The sequence below is a fragment of the Bacteroides nordii genome (assembly GCF_019930665.1).
Lineage (GTDB): Bacteria > Bacteroidota > Bacteroidia > Bacteroidales > Bacteroidaceae > Bacteroides > Bacteroides nordii.
This window is the reverse complement of record NZ_CP082886.1, coordinates 1,441,641-1,462,815: the sequence shown is the minus strand read 5'-3', so window position 1 is coordinate 1,462,815 and position 21,175 is coordinate 1,441,641. Positions and strand designations below refer to the sequence as shown.

At 39.0% G+C, this 21,175-nt stretch carries 18 protein-coding genes; 5 read left to right on the top strand and 13 right to left on the bottom strand.

Annotation, left to right across the window (positions count from 1 at the left end; genetic code table 11):
- Positions 1–27 precede the first annotated feature (27 nt).
- The 10 genes from K8P02_RS05620 to K8P02_RS05575 form a co-directional block, all read right to left on the bottom strand.
- A complete protein-coding gene (locus tag K8P02_RS05620) occupies positions 28–1,251 on the bottom strand; it encodes a glycosyltransferase (protein WP_025868256.1) in 1,224 nt (407 codons plus the stop codon).
- 45 nt (positions 1,252–1,296) lie between these two features.
- A complete protein-coding gene (locus K8P02_RS05615; protein ID WP_223382105.1) occupies positions 1,297–2,601 on the bottom strand; it encodes a hypothetical protein in 1,305 nt (434 codons plus the stop codon).
- 10 nt (positions 2,602–2,611) lie between these two features.
- Entirely contained in the window at positions 2,612–3,592 is a 981-nt protein-coding gene (locus K8P02_RS05610) for a glycosyltransferase family 2 protein (protein WP_025868259.1), read from the bottom strand.
- 10 nt (positions 3,593–3,602) lie between these two features.
- Positions 3,603–4,331, bottom strand: a complete 729-nt coding sequence (locus K8P02_RS05605) for a glycosyltransferase family 32 protein (RefSeq protein ID WP_025868260.1) — start codon at positions 4,329–4,331, stop codon at positions 3,603–3,605.
- A 237-nt stretch (positions 4,332–4,568) separates the two neighbouring features.
- The gene (gene wecB / locus K8P02_RS05600; protein ID WP_025868261.1) at positions 4,569–5,732 is read right to left on the bottom strand and encodes a non-hydrolyzing UDP-N-acetylglucosamine 2-epimerase; all 1,164 of its coding nucleotides are present in this window, start codon (positions 5,730–5,732) and stop codon (positions 4,569–4,571) included.
- 66 nt (positions 5,733–5,798) lie between these two features.
- The gene (locus K8P02_RS05595) at positions 5,799–6,968 is read right to left on the bottom strand and encodes a glycosyltransferase (protein WP_025868262.1); all 1,170 of its coding nucleotides are present in this window, start codon (positions 6,966–6,968) and stop codon (positions 5,799–5,801) included.
- 53 nt (positions 6,969–7,021) lie between these two features.
- On the bottom strand, positions 7,022–7,405 hold the full coding sequence (locus K8P02_RS05590) for a UDP binding domain-containing protein (protein ID WP_025868263.1): 384 nt from the start codon (positions 7,403–7,405) through the stop codon (positions 7,022–7,024).
- 67 nt (positions 7,406–7,472) lie between these two features.
- Complete coding sequence (locus K8P02_RS05585; protein ID WP_223382103.1) at positions 7,473–8,927, bottom strand: lipopolysaccharide biosynthesis protein; 1,455 nt, start codon at positions 8,925–8,927, stop codon at positions 7,473–7,475.
- A gap of 204 nt (positions 8,928–9,131) precedes the next feature.
- Positions 9,132–9,614 carry a UpxZ family transcription anti-terminator antagonist gene (locus tag K8P02_RS05580; protein ID WP_025868267.1) on the bottom strand — a complete coding sequence of 161 codons (483 nt, stop codon included), beginning with the start codon at positions 9,612–9,614 and terminating at the stop codon, positions 9,132–9,134.
- 78 nt (positions 9,615–9,692) lie between these two features.
- Positions 9,693–10,241, bottom strand: a complete 549-nt coding sequence (locus K8P02_RS05575; RefSeq protein ID WP_002560810.1) for a UpxY family transcription antiterminator — start codon at positions 10,239–10,241, stop codon at positions 9,693–9,695.
- A 737-nt stretch (positions 10,242–10,978) separates the two neighbouring features.
- On the opposite strand from K8P02_RS05575, the gene K8P02_RS05570 reads away from it, so the two are divergent.
- The 5 genes from K8P02_RS05570 (at position 10,979) to K8P02_RS05550 (ending at position 14,459) form a co-directional block, all read left to right on the top strand.
- Complete coding sequence (locus tag K8P02_RS05570; protein WP_052353164.1) at positions 10,979–11,200, top strand: hypothetical protein; 222 nt, start codon at positions 10,979–10,981, stop codon at positions 11,198–11,200.
- Between the two features lie 195 nt (positions 11,201–11,395).
- Positions 11,396–11,743, top strand: coding sequence for an SH3 beta-barrel fold-containing protein (locus K8P02_RS05565; RefSeq protein ID WP_002560814.1), 348 nt, complete (start codon positions 11,396–11,398; stop codon positions 11,741–11,743).
- A gap of 123 nt (positions 11,744–11,866) precedes the next feature.
- Positions 11,867–12,691 (top strand): DUF4373 domain-containing protein, encoded by an 825-nt coding sequence (locus tag K8P02_RS05560; protein WP_223382101.1) that lies wholly within the window; start codon positions 11,867–11,869, stop codon positions 12,689–12,691.
- A gap of 317 nt (positions 12,692–13,008) precedes the next feature.
- On the top strand, positions 13,009–13,347 hold the full coding sequence (locus K8P02_RS05555; protein ID WP_002560817.1) for a type II toxin-antitoxin system RelE/ParE family toxin: 339 nt from the start codon (positions 13,009–13,011) through the stop codon (positions 13,345–13,347).
- Positions 13,348–13,355: 8 nt separating this feature from the next.
- On the top strand, positions 13,356–14,459 hold the full coding sequence (locus tag K8P02_RS05550) for a HigA family addiction module antitoxin (RefSeq protein WP_002560818.1): 1,104 nt from the start codon (positions 13,356–13,358) through the stop codon (positions 14,457–14,459).
- Positions 14,460–14,508: 49 nt separating this feature from the next.
- On the opposite strand, the gene carB is transcribed toward K8P02_RS05550, so the two are convergent.
- The 3 genes from carB to K8P02_RS05535 all read right to left on the bottom strand — a co-directional run bounded on the left by carB (position 14,509) and on the right by K8P02_RS05535 (position 21,056).
- Positions 14,509–17,781 (bottom strand): carbamoyl-phosphate synthase (glutamine-hydrolyzing) large subunit, encoded by a 3,273-nt coding sequence (gene carB / locus K8P02_RS05545; protein WP_223382099.1) that lies wholly within the window; start codon positions 17,779–17,781, stop codon positions 14,509–14,511.
- Positions 17,782–17,865: 84 nt separating this feature from the next.
- On the bottom strand, positions 17,866–19,044 hold the full coding sequence (carA, locus tag K8P02_RS05540) for a glutamine-hydrolyzing carbamoyl-phosphate synthase small subunit (protein ID WP_025867940.1): 1,179 nt from the start codon (positions 19,042–19,044) through the stop codon (positions 17,866–17,868).
- 128 nt (positions 19,045–19,172) lie between these two features.
- Entirely contained in the window at positions 19,173–21,056 is a 1,884-nt protein-coding gene (locus K8P02_RS05535; RefSeq protein ID WP_025867941.1) for an amidophosphoribosyltransferase, read from the bottom strand.
- Positions 21,057–21,175: the final 119 nt, after the last annotated feature.

The following is a 21,175-nucleotide window of genomic DNA, read 5'->3' as shown; positions in this document are numbered from 1 at the left end:
TAATATTACTGCCTTATTATGAGTATATTACTTACAAAGAATATCATCATAGATATTCAAGTATTCCTTGAAACGTTCTGAAGCATTATAATACTTATTAGCTCTTTCTATGCACATCTTTTTTAGTATGGCTATATCCTTCGTTGTTATTAACTTCACGGCATCAGCCAATGCAGGAACAGACTTCACATCCACTATAGCACCACAGAGGTGTTCTTTGCCAATTGCTTCAACACTCCCTCCCGTCTTAAATGTCACGACAGGTGTACCGCAGGCTAATGCTTCAAGATTTGTTGTGGGAAAATTATCTTCTAATGTAGGATTAACATATACATCGGCTAACGAATAAAACTGCGCCAGTTCATCTATACTTTCAGTACGTTCAATACCTATTATTTCCGGGGGAAGTCGTTTCTTTTGGGCTTTTGTTACACCTATAATTATAATCTGGTAAGCATCGGCGGGAAGATAATCTATTAGCCCAACTAAGTATTTCAATCCTTTTCTTTCATTCCATATACTGGCAACTCCTAAAACGACTTTTCTATTCCCCAATCTATATCTTTCAAGTAGTCCACCGGTCGATCGGGGATAGAACTGTTTCAGATTTACACCATTATTAATAACTGCTACCGGAAATATTTTCAAGAAGGAACTCCTTACTAAATTAGCTAACCACGATGAAGGGGCAACTATTCTCAATATATTCAACTGAGATATCAACTCTTTCTTATGAGCATAATTCTCCAACGAACGATCCAATAACAAGCTTTTAGGATAGCTGTGTTTCTCCGGACATGAATAGCAACCTGTCATCCAACGAGTACAATTGATAAAATCAAAATGAGTACAATGCCCTGTAAAACTCCAGCAGTCATGCAAAGTCCAGATTACAGGAGTACGTGAAGCGATTAAATATTTAAATAAAACATCCAGATTTAAATAGTATCCATGCAGGTTATGAAAGTGTATTATATCCGGCTTTATTTCTTTTATATATTCTACAAGCTGTTCCGTAGGTTTTCGTCTCACAAATCCATCGTTATCAAAAAGCCTTGCAGCAAATGCATTTATTAATAAATCCTGATCACGACCTATGTGATAAGTGATACTGGCACTTAGCTGTTTCCCACGACCATAGGCAATATGGCTTTTCCATCCTTTTTGAATGACAAAATTAGCGATCTCCTCCGCTATGCGTCCGGTTGAACCGGAGTTACAGACAGTATTTATCTGTAAAAGTATTGGCATACGTTGTAATTTATAAAAAATAAAAGGAAAAAAGAATTTCTTTTATCAGCAATTCTGACGATATTTTTTCACAGTATAGTCTACGCTTATCACTAAATAATAACAAACTATCCCCCAAACACATAATTTTACCAATTGTATTGGATTGTACGCAAACCAACGGGATACCGTAATTACCATCAATAGAATATAGATTTTCGGCAGATTACAGTTATCCTTAGAAAGCATATTTAGCATACGAGAGACAAAATACCCCAAGAATACAGTACCCAAGAAACCAAACATAACAAAGAAATTGACAGGAGCCAAGTTTCCACCACCAGTATCCATTAAATCCCTTCTATAAGTGGAGAGGTTTGCAGTCTCAGGAAAATAAGAAGAAGGAGCCAATGGAGAAAGAAAGTAACAAACAGCAGCCTCTATGCGAGAAAAAAAATTAAGGTTCCCATCTTCTATCAAACACAACAACCTTTCTGAAGCCCAATACACATCCCCTTCATTGGAAGTCTGCATCCCTAAGTCAACTGCACGATTATCAAAAATAATAGAAATTATATCCTGTTGAAGAAGTATAACAGGATCATGTCTGATTTTTCCAAACAATGTCATACCCCACACTCCAAACAGAAAACACAAGAATAAAAATTTGAAGGAAAACTTATACTGTAACACTGTTGCCAATAACAGAAAAAAAAGAAGAACCAATTCAATACGGCCACCAGTAATAATAGCAAAGAATGCATAAAGGGCATAAAGAAAATATAAAGCTCTGTTTTTCAATTTCTCATTGGAACTATATATAAAGCAGATCAAGAAAAGTATTATGACATATTCATTCAATGTAGATAACCCTCCATCTTCTTCTCCTCCATACATATTCCCTTTTCTCCTGCACATGCACACTATTATGAAAGCAATAATATAAAGAATCCAAAAGATACAATTATTTTTCCGAAATCGAATCTGCTTAGTTGTTCCTTGAGGTATGATTAAAAACAAGTTTACAAACAATAAGAATAAAGAAAAAATTAAAGTTGTATAGCCTGCCGTATAATAAGAAAATGTCTGATGATAAGCAGAAAAATATAATCCGTCAAAAAAAAATAATTTAGCAGGCAAAACATAGAGCGAAATAAAGCTAAAGAAAATAAAATATAAAGGATTCCTGGCACAAAAAGAACGAACTAATAGTAGTGCTGCCATTACAGATAAATGTACAGTAGCCATTTGTCCTATAAGAAGTAAGTCAGTGACATTTAATAATGCTACGAATAACAGTAGCCACATAAAACAGCCTGTACAAAAGAACCAATATCTAAAGTTACGTCTTTCACACCAGAGAATGTTCATAAAACCAGACTTATAGAATATTTCTCATGAAATTAATTATGCTTAATATACCATAGAGCAATCTTGTACATTTTCTTTGCGCCAATACTAAAAGGCACTTATGCAATAAGGATATTCTTAAATCTCGTAAGTCCAATCCTTCACATGCTGACTCTACTTCAGATAATAGATTTAAAGGTGTAGCATACAATAAAGTCACTAAATTGATTGCTTTAGACTCCTGTAAAGGAAGTTTATCATGTAATCCGTGCTTAATAAAAAAATCGCAAAGTACATCATTCGCCAAAATTGCATTACCGATAGAAATAGAACTAAGATTATGAGTATAAGAGATACTATTTGATTGAACATAATTATAGAGAGCTCTATCCACTTTGACTATATTATGGGCATAAAACACTAAACGTGGTGTTACCACGTAGTCTTCCGCATAGTTCAAATCCGGTATAGGATAAACCGAATTGGCTACATAGAGAGACTTCTTTATCAAACGTCCCCATACACAGACAGAAGAATGTCTTGTAATCAAACTGGCTATATATTCGAGACGATCGTTTTCTACCACATTATTCATTCTCTTCACCTTATCAATAAAAACATAATTAAAATCACAAACAACCATATCCGAATCTGAATCCAAGGCCTTCTTCATCATGACTTCAACCATATCCCTTTCAATATAATCATCACTATCCACATTCAGCAAATATAAACCACTACAGTTGTTTATACCCGTAATTCTTGCATTAGATAGCCCTGCATTTTTCTCATGCGCCACAATCTTCACTTGATCCTTCCTCTTGGGATACCGCTCCATTACCTTTTTCAGCAAAGCTATACTATCATCCGGCGAACAATCATCTACAAATACATACTCTATATTATCGTAAGTCTGCTCAAACAAAGAAACGGCACATTGTTCTATATATTTACTAACATTATATATCGGTACCAAAATAGAAACAAGCACAAATTCAGAATTAACTATCATATCTCAAAGTTTATTTACTAAAAAGCGAGAAAAGTTTCTTTTTCAAATGAACTATGGTCTCGAAGTTATCATAGCCTATCATTCTTACAACTCTTTCTGTAATCTTTTGCTTGGGTGTTAACCAACTGCCTGCGAAATGATGTATAGCAACTGTATTTTCCGTTAGATAGATTTTCCCGTCATCATAAGATTTTGGACAAAAATATTCCTTCGGAAAAAGAGTAAAACCATTCACCGTCTGAAACCGGTTATTCGGAACCAAACCGTATTTCAAACAAGCATTAGTAATACGAACTACATTTGTAGTAAAATCCAAACTTCCATCCGTCTGTTTGAAGTGTATACCCTCATATTCGTCCAGTAATTCTTTAAACAAAGGATGCCCCTCACGACACGCCATTAAACCTGTTGGAATTTGAGTTTTTGACTCAAACCCCGACACCGCATCATACTTTAGAAAAGTGTCCAAAGGTTTCAACACTTCCACATCCGTGTCCATATAAATACCTCCTTCATGATATAAAGCATATAATCGCACAATATCAGTTACAAAGGCAAATTTCCGATTGTCGTATGCTTCACGGGCATAAGGATACGCATCCAGATCGAAATTATCCTCATTCCACTCTTTAATCACATAGTCCGGAAGATGTTTCTTCCATGACTCAAGACACTTCAATGCCAGTTCTGGCATTTTACCTCTGCCAAACCAGCAATAATGGATTATCTTTGGTATCACACTTATCTATTTTTAAAAGAAACTATAACGTTAAAATACAATACCCCCAATAAAAGAGCTGACAACAATTACTGCCAGTATCAATAGGATATTTATGAAAATATTAAATGTTAATCAGAGTATCAAGAAAACTCCCAACACGAAAACTTAATAAGGGGAGGTGTAGTAAGTAAAAGATTAGTTATCAATCATTTTTATAAACAATATGACAGCTAACAAGTGTACTTCGTTAGATAATCATATTTTGGAGTTATTCAAAGTTTCCACAATTCTTTTGCAAGCAAAACCATCTCCATAAGGATTTACAGCTTTACTCATTCGTTCATAAGCCTGATTATCATCAAGTAAAACAGATACCTCGTTTACAATCTTATTGAAATCGGTTCCCACCAGTTTCACTGTACCTGCAGACAACGCTTCAGGACGTTCAGTAGTATCGCGCATCACCAGTACAGGTTTACCCAAACCCGGTGCCTCTTCCTGAATACCACCACTATCTGTGAGAACAATCGTCGATCTCTCCATCAGATAAACAAACGAAAGGTACTCCAGCGGCTCAATGAAAAACATGTTTCCGAAGCCAGACAAATCCTCACCGAATACCTCGTGAATCGGCTTTCGCACATGAGGATTGAGATGCATAGGATATACAAAGTCCACATCCAAATAGGTTTCCGTGAGATGTTTAATGGCCAGACACATACTAATAAATCCATCTCCGAAATTTTCACGGCGATGGCCAGTGATAAGTACTAACCGTCTACCTCCCACCAACCGCCGAATATCATACCCTGCCTTCAGCACCACTTTCTCCAGTTCAGTACCCAACACGTAATCATTACCGATACGGTTCAGTACCCAATAGAGGGCATCGATTACCGTATTTCCCGTTATGTTGATTCTTGCTTCACTTACCCCTTCCTGCAGCAAATTTTGCCGGCTGAGTGAAGTAGGTGCAAAATTATAGGTAGCAATACGTCCTGTGATCTGTCGATTCATCTCCTCTGGCCAAGGACTGTAAATATTATGTGTTCGCAATCCCGCTTCCACATGCCCCACAGGAATTTGCTGATAAAAAGCAGCTAACGCAGCCGCCATAGAGGTAGTGGTATCGCCATGCACCAAGACAACATCGGGATTCACCTCTTTAAGAATATCACGCATCCCTAACAATACCCTTGAGGTAACATCATACAAATCCTGCCCCTGTTTCATTATGTTTAGATCATATTGCGGGGTAATATCGAAAATACGTAGCACTTGATCCAGCATCTCTCTATGCTGACCCGTCACGCAAACAATTGTTTGAAAAGTTTCTAAATGTTTTTGAAACTCCTTCACTACAGGAGCCATCTTTATTGCTTCGGGACGTGTGCCAAAGACAAGCATTATTTTCTTCACTGTATAACTTCAATAATATATTATTCAATACTAATTCACAACAGAAAACATTATATAAGTAACTTACTACAACAATAAATAGCTATCTAACACTTTTTTACACCAAGTATCTATTTGAAGTCGTTCTAAATTATTCTGTCTCGATATTCTACAATCTTCTATAAGCTGTGTACGATTAGATTTTATCACCATCTCCATTTTAGTTACCAAATCATCTATATTCCCACTTTTAAACAAAAAAACAGAGGGGTTATTCGCATTCCAATATGTACCGGGAATATCACTCTGAATAACAGGAATACCAGCCAATGTAGCTTCTGCAATGGCTGTAGACATAGTTTCATGTACAGAAGTACTGACATAACATGATGCGTTATTTAAAAGTTGATTAACATCATTAGTCTGCTCTACCAGCTGCAACCAAGAGGGTATATTATTACCAACTATCTCCTTTACCACATTTTCAGTACTATCACCTTTAGTTATTACTATTCTAAAGTTCAAACCTTTTGTATATAATATTACACCTGCTCTCACTAAATAATCAATGCGTTTATGCACATTCTGGCCACCATAAGAAAGAAATGTAAAAGGACTCTGATTCAAAGTATTACTTTCTGAGACATTAACCCGATTCATCTCAATACCATTAATCAGAACCTTTATATGAGAAGTCTTTAATTGGGATAACTCATTATTTGAATAAACAGGCGGAAAAGATAGTAAATTTCCCGATTTATAATGACTACAGAATGCTGCCATTTCTGCACTAACAGCAATTAATTCTACATTACGCCCATAAATACCATAATGTCTAAAATAGAAGAGATGCCAATAGATTTTTCTCAATATATGAAAAGAACGCCGTCCACTACTTAAACTCATATAATCATGGACATGCCACACCATACTAACTCGTCTATCCACCGCTTTTGCTACTGCAATATCATACGCTTCATAATGAGTATGGATAATATCCGGAGTACAGTCCTTGAAAAATGTTTTTAACTCAGATTCGCATTTATCATATGAATTAGAAGTAAAGAACACCTTATACTTCTTTTGGATATTAGAAATCCATTCCCTTGACGGTTGTTTGGGAAAAATCCAAATAACAGTAGCACAGTAGTCTCCTACCAATATATCGGCCAGCCTGCTCAATGATGCAATCGTATTTCCTCCATAAGAACAATTCAGCGCTACCGGAAAACAAATTCTTTTATTAATCAAATTCATTTGTAAGGTAATTTATTAATTGAAAATAAATTATCAATATATAGTTAATCATATTATAAACATCCATCAATATATTTCCTACATAATATATCATCTTTCACATCATAAACCACTCCATTATTAATACGCAGGAAACATCGTATATCTAAAGAGTTAACTTCGTTATGCGCTACTCCAAGAATAACAGCATCAAACTGACCTTCTAAAAAAGCAATATTCTCATTAACGACATCAATTCCGTATTCCTTTTTTACCTTCTCCACATGGACCCATGAATCATAAATAGTAATATTGGGGGTATATTCGTGCAATGTAGAGTAAATATCAACAATTTTTGTATTATGAATATCCGAGCAATTCTCTTTAAAAGCAATACAAAGCAATAATATTTTACCACCCTTTATCAATCCCCCCTTTTTATTTATCAACTTAATCACTTATTTATCGATTCTAAATATATTAAGAATATTATCAAATAAAGGAAGAAAACAATATCATATTTCATTATTTCTTACTCAATTTCGACTTTAAAAACGTAATCAAATACCCTCTTTGCCTATGTGTAATTCCCAAAATCCAAATGACGGCAAGAGCCAATGAAACAATCAAAAAGATAAGTAATATAATATATGGTAAAGTAGTAGGAAGAATTTTGCTCAATCCATATGCAATAAAGGAAGATGCAGAAACCACCTTAACTATAGGCAAGATGACATTCCGAAGATATTTATAACCTGAGAAATGAATATATCTATTAATAATAGTCAGTACTACTACCACATAGCAACACTTGACCCCAAACATAATGACAAAAATAATCACCGGGGAACAACCTGATCGCAAAGCCACGTATGAAAGTGGAAATATCATGAGAGACACACAACTTTCATAAGGAACGTACCGCTTCAAATCTCCTATTGCAAGAGCAATAGGCCATACAGGATTATTAAACACAATGACTAATGAACAGGCCAAAATCCATAAAGTAAATGTATTAGTATATTCGGGAACTTCCGTCAGCCACATATGAAGTATGGTGTTTATAGAAAAAAAAATAGGAAGGCATAATACCCAAAGCAACATGAATGAGAATTTGGTACTGTTAAAGAAAAGCTTTATCAAAGATTCGCGATCTCCATTGGCATAAGACTTCATAAGTTGAGGACGGACAGCTGTAAAAAAGTTAACTATAAAACTGTTGACAGCACTACTTACTTGATAAGATACTGCACGGGCAGCATTCACTGTTGGCCCAAAGAAGATATTTAACAAAACATTGACACCCGAATCATTCACTGCTTCTACAGCTGTTGAGATCATATTCCAACCTACTATAGAAGACGTTTTCTTCAACAAAGCTCTATCCCAAATAAACCTAATCTGACATTCATCATAATGCTTCAATCCATAATAAGCATAATAACCCTGAACAGTCAACGTTGTAATCAGCAACAACAATCCGTAAACAATTAACCGGTCAAAAGGTGATACGCTTATCAAAAAAGCAACTGCCAACTTAGCCACCCCCTCAAATATCCCTACATAAGAGTAGATACGCATATTTTCATGAACAACAATCTCGGAATTGAATACAATGCCAATCAACGTAACACACAGAGAAAGTACTGTGAATTGATATACACATACAGCTGCCACAACCCTATCAGGAGGAATAACAAGCTTATTCCATACAAACCAGAGCCCTATAGTCTCAGCAGCCACAATAACGACTATTGCTATAATACAATAAAACAAAAAATACTGACTGAATACTTTTTTTGCACCATTCAAATTATTCTGCCCCAACTCAATATTTAAGAATCGCTGAGTAGCATTAGATAACGATGAACTAAAGAAAGTGAACATCGTAGCTAAACCACCTACCACATTGAATATACCAAAGTCTTCAACACCTAATTTGTCCAAGACCACCCTTGAAGTATATAATGAAATAAACATCAGAAACAACATTCTGACGTACAAGAACAGTGTATTCTTAGCTATACGCTTGTTATTAGAAGAAAGATTTGACACAAAAATAAAATCTGAATGTAAATACTCTTTTCATATATAGCCACCTTTTGCTTTACAAAGTAAAAATGAAAACAGCATATCGTCAGGCCTCAACAACAATCTACCTTTATCATTCAAGTAAGTTACCTGTTACTCTACCTCTTCCCAGTTCGGATACGGATTAGCCTCCAAACTCTCCAGATAGTCAAAAACCTCCCGTTCTGCCAAAGTCAAATCACGACCTTCCCAACCATTGATTATTGTATGAGCTTCTTTCGCCAACTCATCATCAAAAGTTTCTGCGTAACAAGCTACTAAAAGCTGACACTTCAATAGTGAAGCAAGGAGTTTATCAAGTACCTTCCAACTACGGTCAAGAAGCGCCTGGATCTTTTTATTTTTATTGCCATTGTCGTAAATGGTGGCATGGAAACCACTCAGCAGGGCATAGCAAAGCCGGGCTTCTTCTTCAACACCGGAACTACGACGGATGTAGAGATCTTCGGACTGACGGTATACCTCGAGATTGAGTTCACAGAAACGGTCGGAATAAATGGGGCTACCATCGAAACCTAAGTTGAGAAGCTCGTGCGTAATATGGCACAGGGCATTGATTTGTGATTGTAGAAGCATGAATTTATTTACAATTTTTCGATTTACAATTTACGATTGAAAAATGATGCAATTATCAATTAGATGATTTACAACCAATTATAATGAGGAATCGGGAATGCGTTCGATTAGGGAGGGATGGATATAGGCGGTAGCTACTGCCATGACTCCCTGAATACAAACCGACACGCGGCGGTCTCCCTTGACACGGATGATGACTCCTTCCACACCTTCGAAGATACCACCGGTGACACGAACACGGTCGCCTTTCTGCAAGGCGGTGGCGATGGGGTCGAGGTAGACAATCTGCTCTTCGTAATTGCCCGAAACGGCAATGAAGCTACGCATCTGGGAATCCGGGATGGTGATCGGGCGGCGAAGCTCCTGATTGAAGATGTAACGGACAGCCAAAGAAAGGGCGATGGACTGACGGATACGTTCGATGCATTCCAAAGAGGAACGGACGAAGATAAGGTTATGCACCACGGGGACCAATTTACGTACTTTACGCTCCCCTTTCCGGATGTACTCGTAGTGCATCGGGATGAAGTTCTCAATATTTTCGGCATCTAAAATCTCTTTCAGGAGAAGCTCGCGGCTGTAAGTGACGCGAAGAGGATACCAGTGTATGTCGGTGGATTTGTTCACAATTGGATATTCTTTAGGGACACCGGGGTAGTGAAAACTCCTTCCGGTCAAGCGTGTATAAAAGAGATTATCAATGAGTTATACACTTGCCCTCAATAGTGGCCCTATCACAGGGAACGAACATAAAGAGGGGATTTATGAGATGTGCAAGGACTTGTTTTTATCGAAAACAAAGCGGGATGCACAACTTATTATAAACGAGCCAACTGAAAGCAACAAGTGTTTCAATAGACGTTCGTTTAATTGAACGCTTTTTTTACACATCATATAAAAGGGGATTTTCATAAAAGCATACAGATAAAATATCAATTTATTTAATACTATATATTATTAGTAATCAATGTATTGAGGGTAATTCAACAAATATAATATCATTTTTTTTATTAAACATTTTGCCAATATAAAAATACCTCATATCTTTGCGTTCAATTAAACGAACGTTTATTGAAACACTTTTATATTCGATAGTTATTTTATTGATTTACAATATAATAGACATATAAAACAAGCATTTTCCTTCATTTTATCCCATAAATAATCCATACTAAATGAATTAATTAACTACTTTCGCGATTTTAAACATTTTTATCATTAACAAAATTAAAATCGCAAATTATGAACCAAAAACTACAACAGAAAGAGGATAGTAAAAGAGTAAAAAAAACGAGAACAAAAAGTCTTTACTAACTAATAAACAGGAAATTCAATCAAAAAAAGGAAGAAAAAAGGAGAAACCAATGTGCGGTATTATTTCCTGTCACGAAGAATATATCAGAGACATGATATTGCTATATAAAAAAGGAGCAATGGGAGAAAATTTAAAGACATGCCAAGCCAATTTAGCGCGGTTTATTACTGAAAAAGGAGTACTCGTCCACTATATCAACGGAGAATATAAATCACTCAAATACAGCACCATCAAAACCTACATATCCCAAATATGGAATGAAGAGAAATAGTAGTAATCCGGTTATGTGAAGACAGGAAAATTGCAGGACATCTATTTTGTAAATTCATTTTAAAATAATAAGCATATATTCGCAGCAGATTGAAGCGAAAGATGTAGGAGTGCCGCTTTCTCAGGATGCGGCACTTTCTTTGTATACAGCATCAACCTGAAAAAAATAATTATTCATCATTTTAAATTTAATAGTATGAAAAAACAGAAAAGGCAGGTGCCACAGAGTGAAGCAATGAAAGCAAGATGGAAAAGACGGATCGTGATGGAGAAAAGTTACCCGGAGAGTACCGCACAATGGATGGCAGAACGACTGGAAAGATTGTTGGACCACATGCTGTACGGGCATGCCATGATTGCCTATCACAAGCAGAACGGAGATTTCAAGTTTGTGAAAGGGACACTGATCTATTACGAAGCAGAGTTTCACAAAGCATACGATCCCGCAAAAGTGGAAGGTACTATCGTTTACTGGGACGTGGAGCAACAGGGATGGAGGACGTTCCTGGTGGAGAACTTTATGGAATGGAGACCTATTCAGTAGTTAGTAGCCAGTAGTCAGTAGCCAGAATCTATGCAGTGTATCAGAGGTATGCTAAAAGAATTCCGGCTACTTACTATCAACTACTTACTACTTGCTACTAACTACTTACTACTCAAAAAAATTATGGCTACAGAATACTATGGAATAAACTACTTCCCGTTACTGACGGGATTTTTTCACTGCGATACGATAGAACTGATTACGGCAATACATGGAGTGAAAGGGCCGCATGCGGTGATCATGTTGCTGTGCAAGATATATACTGACGGGTATTACATTCATTGGGGAGAAGACCAATGCATGATTTTTGCAAGGAAGTTAGGACCGGAATACGATAAAAAGACAGTGGAAGAGATCGTAAACCTGCTTATCGAAAAAAGATTTTTCGATAAAGAAAGCTACGAAAAACATGGAGTGCTGACTTCTGTGGAAATACAAAAGGTATGGCTGGAGGCTACAAGCCGTAGAAAGAAGGACTTAACGAAACTTCCCTATATGCTGACAGAGGGTGCGAACTCAAAAAATGTATGCAAAACCGGTAGTTCAACTACAGAAAATGTAGACAAGTTACCGACTCAAATGGAGTTGAACCCCGAAAATGCAGACAATTTCAGACAAAGTAAAGTAAAGCAAAGTAAAGCAGAGAAGAGTAAAGAACTTCCCCCCTCTGATCCCCCCACCGGGGAGAAGGAAGAAGAGGAGGATATTTCTTTGCTTCCTCCCCCACCCGAATACGCACTCAATGAGAAAACACACAATTACAGCGGGCTACTGGAGAGCCTGAGGCTGCACAATGTGAAGGACAGAGCCGAGATTAAAGCGATACTGAGATTGTCGGACTACGGCAGGAAGGGGACGGAAATATGGAGAATACTGGCAAAGACAAACTGGAGCAGGATTGAGGCACCGGGGAAATACATCCTGAAAATACTCAGGACTTCACAGTAAAAAACAGACCGTAAAAACCTGGAAATCAAGCAATAAAAAAGTACGTACTTTGATATCCCAAAAGTACGTACTTAACACACTATTAATATGCATTTTAAGCCGATGTTAAAATACTAAGTTTAAAATCAGACTATTAAAGGCTTGAATACATAAAAAAAGTTTTAATTTTATGTTATATTGATAAGTCCTTTAATCAAAATATAAAAAACAACTAACACTTACTGTTAGTTAGAATAAAAACACTATCTTTGCAAAAAGAATAATTATCTTCTTTTTCAATTAACACCAAAGAGCAATCAAAACTAAAAACAAAAGGAGTGGAAATATTGTTCCAAGATAAAAAACTGAGCAAACAAGCGGAGGATTACAAGAAATGTAAAAAAGAGCAAGGAGAAATCAGAGCTAAATTATTCATGAAAAGAATTGGCGATTTATACAATGCTGAAACTCTTGAAGATGTACGATATTTACCGGGCCATTATCACGAGTTAACAGGAGATCGCAAAGGAGAATGGGCCTGTGATCTGGACCAGCCCTATCGATTAATTTTTGAACCTCATGAAAAACCTATACCAACCGATAAAGATGGGAAATATATCTGGCTGGAAATAAAAGAAATAGAAATAATAGAAATTAGTAACTATCACGGTAAATAAGAACAAATATGGCAACAACAATGAATCATTATACTCCTCCAGTAGCATTCCATCCAGGAGAAACATTAGCTGAAAAGTTGGAGGAAATGGGAATGAGCATTAAGGAGTTTGCTATTCGTGTCACTAAACCAGAGAAAACGATAATAGCAATCATCCGGGGAGATAGCTCTATAACCTCCGATATGGCAGTATCATTTGAGAGTGTTACCCAGATCCCCGCACATTTTTGGATGAACAAACAGAGAGTTTATGATGAATATATAGCTCGCGAAAAGAGAGAGAGATTGATTCAAGAATCAGTAGAATGGATCAAACTATTTCCTATAAACGATATGATAAAAAAAGGTTGGCTTTCTCCATGTAAAAATACCGGAGAAAAAGTTTATCAAATATTCTCGTTTTTTGGAGTCAGTACTCCTAAAGCATGGGAAGATTATTATTTCAACCAACAATTAAAAGTTGCTTTCCGAATTTCTTTAGCAAATACCAAAGAACCATATGCCATTTCAGCATGGTTGAGACAAGGAGAACTACAAGCCACCAAGCAAATAGCCAACACGCCTTATTCGGATAAAAAACTGAAGGAGATACTACCGGAAATGAAAAAACTAATGGTAGCCCAACCTGACAATTTACCATTTCAACTTCAAAAACTTTGTCTACAAGCAGGCGTCAAGTTAGTCTATACCCCCTGTTTGCCTAAAGCTCCCATAAATGGTGCTACCCGCTGGATAGGTGATTATCCATGCATACAACTTTCCGGACGTCATAATCGGAATGACATCTTTTGGTTCTCATTCTTTCATGAAGTGGGTCACATCCTCCTACATGGCAAGAAGGATATTTTTCTGGAAGATATAGAATATACCGACAAACAAATAAAAAAGGAACAAGAAGCTGATAATTTTGCAGAAAAAATGACTCTTACAAAATCAGAAGAAGCTGAAATTATCAACTCCAAAGATTATTCTACTCAATCTATTAAACGTTTTGCTAAAAAAATAAATACACATCCTGCCATTATAGTAGGCCGATTGCAACATCTGAAAATTATAGACTATTGGCAAGACCAGCAATTAATAGAAAAAATTGATTTATTCAAAGACGTATAAAAAAAATGAAGGCCATATACAGCCTTCATTCTTTTTATACGTCTTTATTCTACTTGTATTCCTCCCAGCTCTTTATAGCAATATCATCAACACTCATTGTACAGAAGGCATTGATAAATGCACTTGCCAAACGGGCATTGGTAATCAGAGGTACATTCAGATCGATAGCTGCACGGCGTATTTTATATCCGTTATCGAGCTCACCGGCAGTGAGATTCTTCGGAATATTAACTACCATATCTATCTCTTTGTTATGGAGCATTTCAAGCGCTTGCGGATGCTTGTCCGACTCATTCGGCCAGTAGACCAGGGTACTCTCAATGCCATTCTCGGCAAGAGTTCGGTGTGTTCCACCGGTAGCATACAGTTTATACCCCTTATTGACCAGCATACGGGCCGCCCCCATCATATCTATCTTTTGCTTGGGTGTACCGGTAGAAAGGAGAATACTCTTTTTAGGAATACGATAACCAACAGAAAGCATGGCTTTCAGAATGGCACAGGAGGTATCAGAACCAATACAGCCAACCTCACCGGTAGAAGCCATATCTACGCCCAGCACAGGATCGGCCTTCTGCAAACGGTTGAAGGAGAACTGTGACGCTTTGATACCGACATAATCAAGCTCAAAAAGATTCTTTGATGGTTTTTCCACAGGCAGACCGAGCATTATTTTAGTTGCCAGCTCGATAAAGTTAATCTTCAGCACTTTGCTGACGAAAGGAAAACTACGCGAAGCACGCAGGTTACACTCGATAACCTTAATATCATTCTCACGGGCAAGATACTGGATATTGAACGGACCGGAGATATTCAATGCTTTCGCAATCTCACGGCTGATACGCTTGATACGACGAACGGTTTCTACATACAGTTTCTGAGGAGGGAACTGAATAGTAGCATCTCCGGAATGCACACCGGCAAACTCGATATGCTCACTGATAGCATACGCGATGATCTCACCATTCTGCGCCACAGCATCCATTTCTACCTCTTTGGCATGTTCAATAAACTGGCTTACCACTACCGGATGTTTTTTAGAAACATTGGCTGCCAATTTAAGGAAACGCTCCAGCTCTTCCTGGTTGGAACAGACGTTCATGGCTGCACCACTAAGCACATAGGAAGGGCGAACAAGCACCGGAAAACCGACCTCATCAACAAACTCATTAATATCGTCCATAGAGGTAAGCTCGCGCCAGCGAGGCTGATCTACACCAATACGATCGAGCATGGCAGAGAACTTCTCGCGGTCTTCGGCATTATCTATGCTCTTGGCAGAAGTACCTAAGATATTGACTTTCTGTGCATCCAGACGCAGAGCAAGATTATTCGGAATCTGGCCACCGGTGGAGACAATTACCCCATGCGGATTTTCAAGTTCAAGAATATCCATTACGCGTTCAAAAGTCAACTCGTCAAAGTAGAGACGATCGCACATGTCATAGTCCGTAGATACCGTTTCCGGATTATAGTTGATCATAACGCTACGCCAACCCTCTTTACGAATGGTATTCAGTGCCTGTACACCACACCAGTCAAACTCTACGGAAGACCCGATGCGATAAGCACCGGAACCAAGTACGACAATAGATTTATGATCGCCCAGATAGGTTACATCATTGGCCACCCCACTGTAAGTGAGATACAGATAATTGGTCTGCGCAGGATATTCGGCCGCCAGTGTGTCAATCTGCTTCACTACAGGCAGGATGCCTACACTCTTCCGATAATTACGCACATAAAGGATACCATCTTCCATATCCCCCTGAAAACCGATGCCACGAGCTATCTGGAAGTCAGAAAACCCCTGTACCTTCGCTTTGCGAAGCAGTTGAGGGCTGAGATTTGACAATTGAGAGTTAAAAAATGCAGCAGCATCTTTCACTGCCAATTGTCCACTGTCCACTGTCAATTGCCTAAGCTCCTCGGAAGTACGCATGATATTCATCAGTTTCTGAAGAAACCATTTATCAATCTTGGTCAGATCGTGTACCTGGTCAATCGTATATCCGGCACGGAAAGCTTTGGAAATGACAAAGATACGTTTATCAGTAGGTTCGCGCAGGGCTTTATCAATATCGGCTATCACGAGTTCTTTGTTTTCTACAAAGCCATGCATGCCTTGACCTATCATACGGAGACCTTTCTGGATAGCCTCTTCAAAGGTACGGCCGATAGCCATCACCTCGCCTACGGATTTCATAGAGGAACCCAACTCTTTGTCTACACCATGGAATTTTCCTAAGTCCCAACGGGGTATCTTACAAACCACGTAGTCCAATGCAGGTTCAAAAAAAGCACTGGTAGTTTTAGTGACGGAGTTCTTCAAATCGAACAGACCATAACCGAGTCCTAATTTGGCAGCAACAAAAGCCAACGGATAACCGGTTGCCTTGGACGCCAATGCCGATGAACGCGAAAGACGGGCATTTACCTCGATAACGCGATAATCTTCCGATTCAGGATCGAAGGCATACTGCACGTTACATTCACCCACGATGCCAATATGACGAATGATACGAATGGCGAGTTCACGCAGTTTGTGGTATTCTTTATTGGTCAATGTTTGTGACGGAGCAATTACAATAGATTCCCCGGTATGAATGCCCAGCGGATCGAAGTTCTCCATGTTACAAACGGTGATACAGTTGTCGAAGCGGTCGCGTACTACCTCGTACTCCACTTCTTTCCATCCTCTTAGTGACTTTTCGACAAGCACCTGCGGAGAGAAAGCAAAGGCTTTCTCAACAAGCACATCCAGCTCTTCTTCGTTATCACAAAAACCGGAGCCAAGTCCGCCAAGTGCATAAGCGGCACGAACAATCACCGGATAACCTAACTCCCGGGCTGCACGGCGTGCATCTTCTGCATTTTCTACGGCTTCACTTTTGATGGTCTTTACATCAATCTGATTCAGTTTCTCTACAAAGAGTTCACGATCTTCCGTATCGATAATGGCCTGCACGGGAGTACCGAGTACCTTTACATTGTATTTTTCAAGGGTGCCTTCCCTGTAAAGGGCCACCCCACAGTTCAACGCAGTTTGCCCACCGAAAGCAAGCATAATACCTTCCGGTTTCTCTTTCTGAATTACTTTCTCTACGAAGTAAGGAGTCACAGGGAGGAAGTAGATCTGATCGGCTACCCCTTCACTGGTCTGCACCGTAGCAATGTTGGGGTTGATAAGAATGGTTTCTATGCCTTCCTCTTTCAGAGCCTTCAGGGCTTGCGAACCCGAATAGTCAAACTCTCCGGCTTCACCGATTTTCAAAGCACCGGAGCCGAGGAGCAATACTTTCTTTATATTTTGTTCTTTCATTGATTACATATTTTTTGGTTGCACCACAAAGGGCACGGGACTCTCTTCTCCCGTACTCTCGCTTACACTGCGGTAAATATTGAATTACAATAGCTTTACGAATTCGTCAAACAAGAATTCAGTATCCGTTGGGCCACTGGCAGCTTCGGGATGGAACTGTGCCGAAAACCAGGGGTTTGTTTTGTGACGAATACCTTCATTAGAACCATCATTCATATTAATGAAGAGTGGCTCCCACTCAGCACCCAATGTATTGTTATCAACGGCATAACCATGATTCTGACTGGTAATGAAACAACGTTCCGTGCCCACCATGCGTACCGGTTGATTATGGCTACGATGGCCATATTTGAGCTTGTATATCTTAGCACCACCGGCTTTCGAAAGTAACTGATTTCCCATACAGATTCCAAAAATAGGAAGTTGGGGATTCTGCATCGCTTTACGGATATTCTGTACGGCAGCATCACAGGTATCAGGATCACCCGGACCATTGGATATAAACAGACCATCAAACTGTAACCCGTTAAAATCATAATCCCAAGGGACACGAATGACTTCAACATTACGTCTGAGCAGGCAACGGATGATGTTTGTTTTTACTCCACAATCTACAAGAACAACCCGCTTTAGTTGACAATTGACAGTTGACAATTGACAGTTGAGCTGCGCAATGGGGAGATCTATACTAAAAGAGCGACTTTCACCGTTCGCATAGACGATGATCTCTTTGCAAGAAACCTTATCGACATAATTAATATTTTCATAACTATCCACTGTCAATTGTCCATTGTCAACTGTCAATTGTCCACTGTCCACTGTCAACTGTTCACCGTCAAATACAATCTTACCCATCATCACCCCATGTTCACGCAACACTTTGGTCAGTTCACGGGTATCAATGCCTGTAATACCGGGCACTTGTTCACGCTTCAGCCAGTCGGCAAGGCTTTCCACTGCATTCCAGTGACTGTATTCTTCCGAATAGTCACTCACAATGATAGCTTCGGCATGAATTCTCTCACTTTCCATAAAAGTAGCCAATCCATTAGTTTCAAAAGTAAAAGGAGGCACACCATAGTTACCCACCAATGGGTATGTCAGTGTCATCAACTGTCCGGCATATGAAGGATCGGTCAGACTCTCCGGATAGCCTGTCATGGCGGTATTGAATACTACTTCGCCCGCCACCGGCTTCTCGTAGCCAAACGACTTACCATGGAAACGGCTCCCGTCGTCAAGGATTAAAGTTACATTTCGCATCTATTTATTTACTATTTGACAATTGAAAAGATTGACGATGAGACGATTTACAATTTAAGATTGGGATGACTCCCATTTGCCAATAAAGTAACTTCAATCGTAAATTGTAAATCATAAAATCGTAAATCTCAAAATTGGTATACTTGTTCTATATAATTTATAAACGCTTCATTGAGCAGCTTCACACCACCCGGCGTAGGATAGTTGCCACTGAAATACCAGTCACCCGTGTGATGAGGACAAGCCTCATGTAAGCCACTGAGCGGTTGATACACAATCTCTACTTTGGCCTTCGTGCCTTTCGGAGTGAGCAATTCCACCATTTTGGCAGAAATCTCCTCATCGGTGAATGGGGCATAGATATCCTTTACGTAATTCACCAACTGCTCTTTAGGTAGGCCAACCTGATCTTTCGACTTACGATAGGCAGCAGCAATCACATCTTTCATATCACGCTCTTTCAGGAGTTCTACAGCTGCTTTAAAGGCAATAAACTCACTCATCTTTGCCATGTCAATGCCGTAATAATCGGGATAACGCACTTGTGGCGAAGAGCTTACAATAACAATCTTCTTCGGATTCAGACGGTCGAGAATACCGATAATGCTCTGCCGGAGTGTTGTACCGCGCACAATACTGTCATCAATAATCACCAGGTTGTCTATACCGGCACGGAGGCTGCCGTAAGTGATATCATATACATGCGCAGCCAGGTCGTTACGGCTATTGCCCTCGGCAATAAAAGTACGCAACTTGATATCCTTGATAGCAACTTTTTCACTACGAATGCGCCGTGAGAGGATACATTCAAGTTCTTCCATATCAGGATTGTGTCCCAAAGCAGCTATCTGCTGTACTTTCTCTTCATTCAGATAATTGTCCAATCCCTCAAGCATTCCGTAGAAAGCTACTTCGGCTGTGTTCGGAATAAAAGAGAACACCGTATGATCAAGGTCAGAGTTTATCGCTTTCAGAATACGGGGAATCAGTTTCTCTCCCAACAACTTACGCTCTTTATAAATGTCTGCATCGCTACCACGAGAGAAATAAATACGCTCAAAAGAGCAGGCTCTCTTCTCACGGGGTTTATTAATCTGAGTAGTACGAATCTGCCCCGCTTTGTTGATAAAGAGTGCTTGTCCAGGCTGCAATTCTTTAATTTCCTCCACAGGCACATTGAGTGCTGTCTGAATCACAGGACGTTCAGATGCCAGGACAGCTATTTCATCATCCTGATACCAGAAAGCAGGACGGATACCCCACGGATCACGAATAGCGAAAGACTCACCACTTCCGGTCAGTCCGCAGATAACATATCCCCCATCCCACTCTTTACTGGAAGAACGCAGCACATTGGCAAGATCGATATGCTCTTCAATAAAACGGGTGATGCCCATACCCGTCTGCCCTTCTGCTTCTGCAAGATTAAAGAGGCGTTCTACTTCCCGATCGAGACGATGCCCTACCTGTTCGAGCATAATATAAGTATCGGCATATTTGCGCGGATGCTGTCCGATAGCTGTAATGCGGGTAAAAATCTCATCCACATTCGTCATATTGAAATTACCGCAAAGGGCCAGGTTCTTGGCACGCCAGTTGTTCCTTCTCAGAAACGGATGAACATAAGAAATACCGGATTTTCCGGTGGTAGAGTATCGCAGATGTCCCATATACACTTCACCGGCAAAAGGCAAGGTACGTTTGGCAAAATTAGCATCGTGCAACTGTTCAGAGGTCAGATCTTTAAAATTGCCTTGTACGGTCTCAAAAATCTCAGTAATGGCACTCGATCCTAATGCACGCTCACGGAACATATATTCTTCTCCCGGATTGGCTGCCAGTTTCACACAAGCCAGTCCGGCGCCTTCCTGTCCACGATTGTGCTGCTTCTCCATCAGGAGGTAGAGCTTATTCAATCCATACATCCACGTTCCGTACTTCTTCTCGTAATATTCCAACGGTTTGAGCAGGCGTATCATGGCAACGCCACATTCATGCTTTAATTGTTCCACCTTACTTATTTACTATTTGACAATCTATTTTGATTTACGATTAGACGATTGAAGGAATTTACAATTAGACGATTTACTATTTACAATTGAAGTTACCTTAATCTATAAATGGGAAGTAA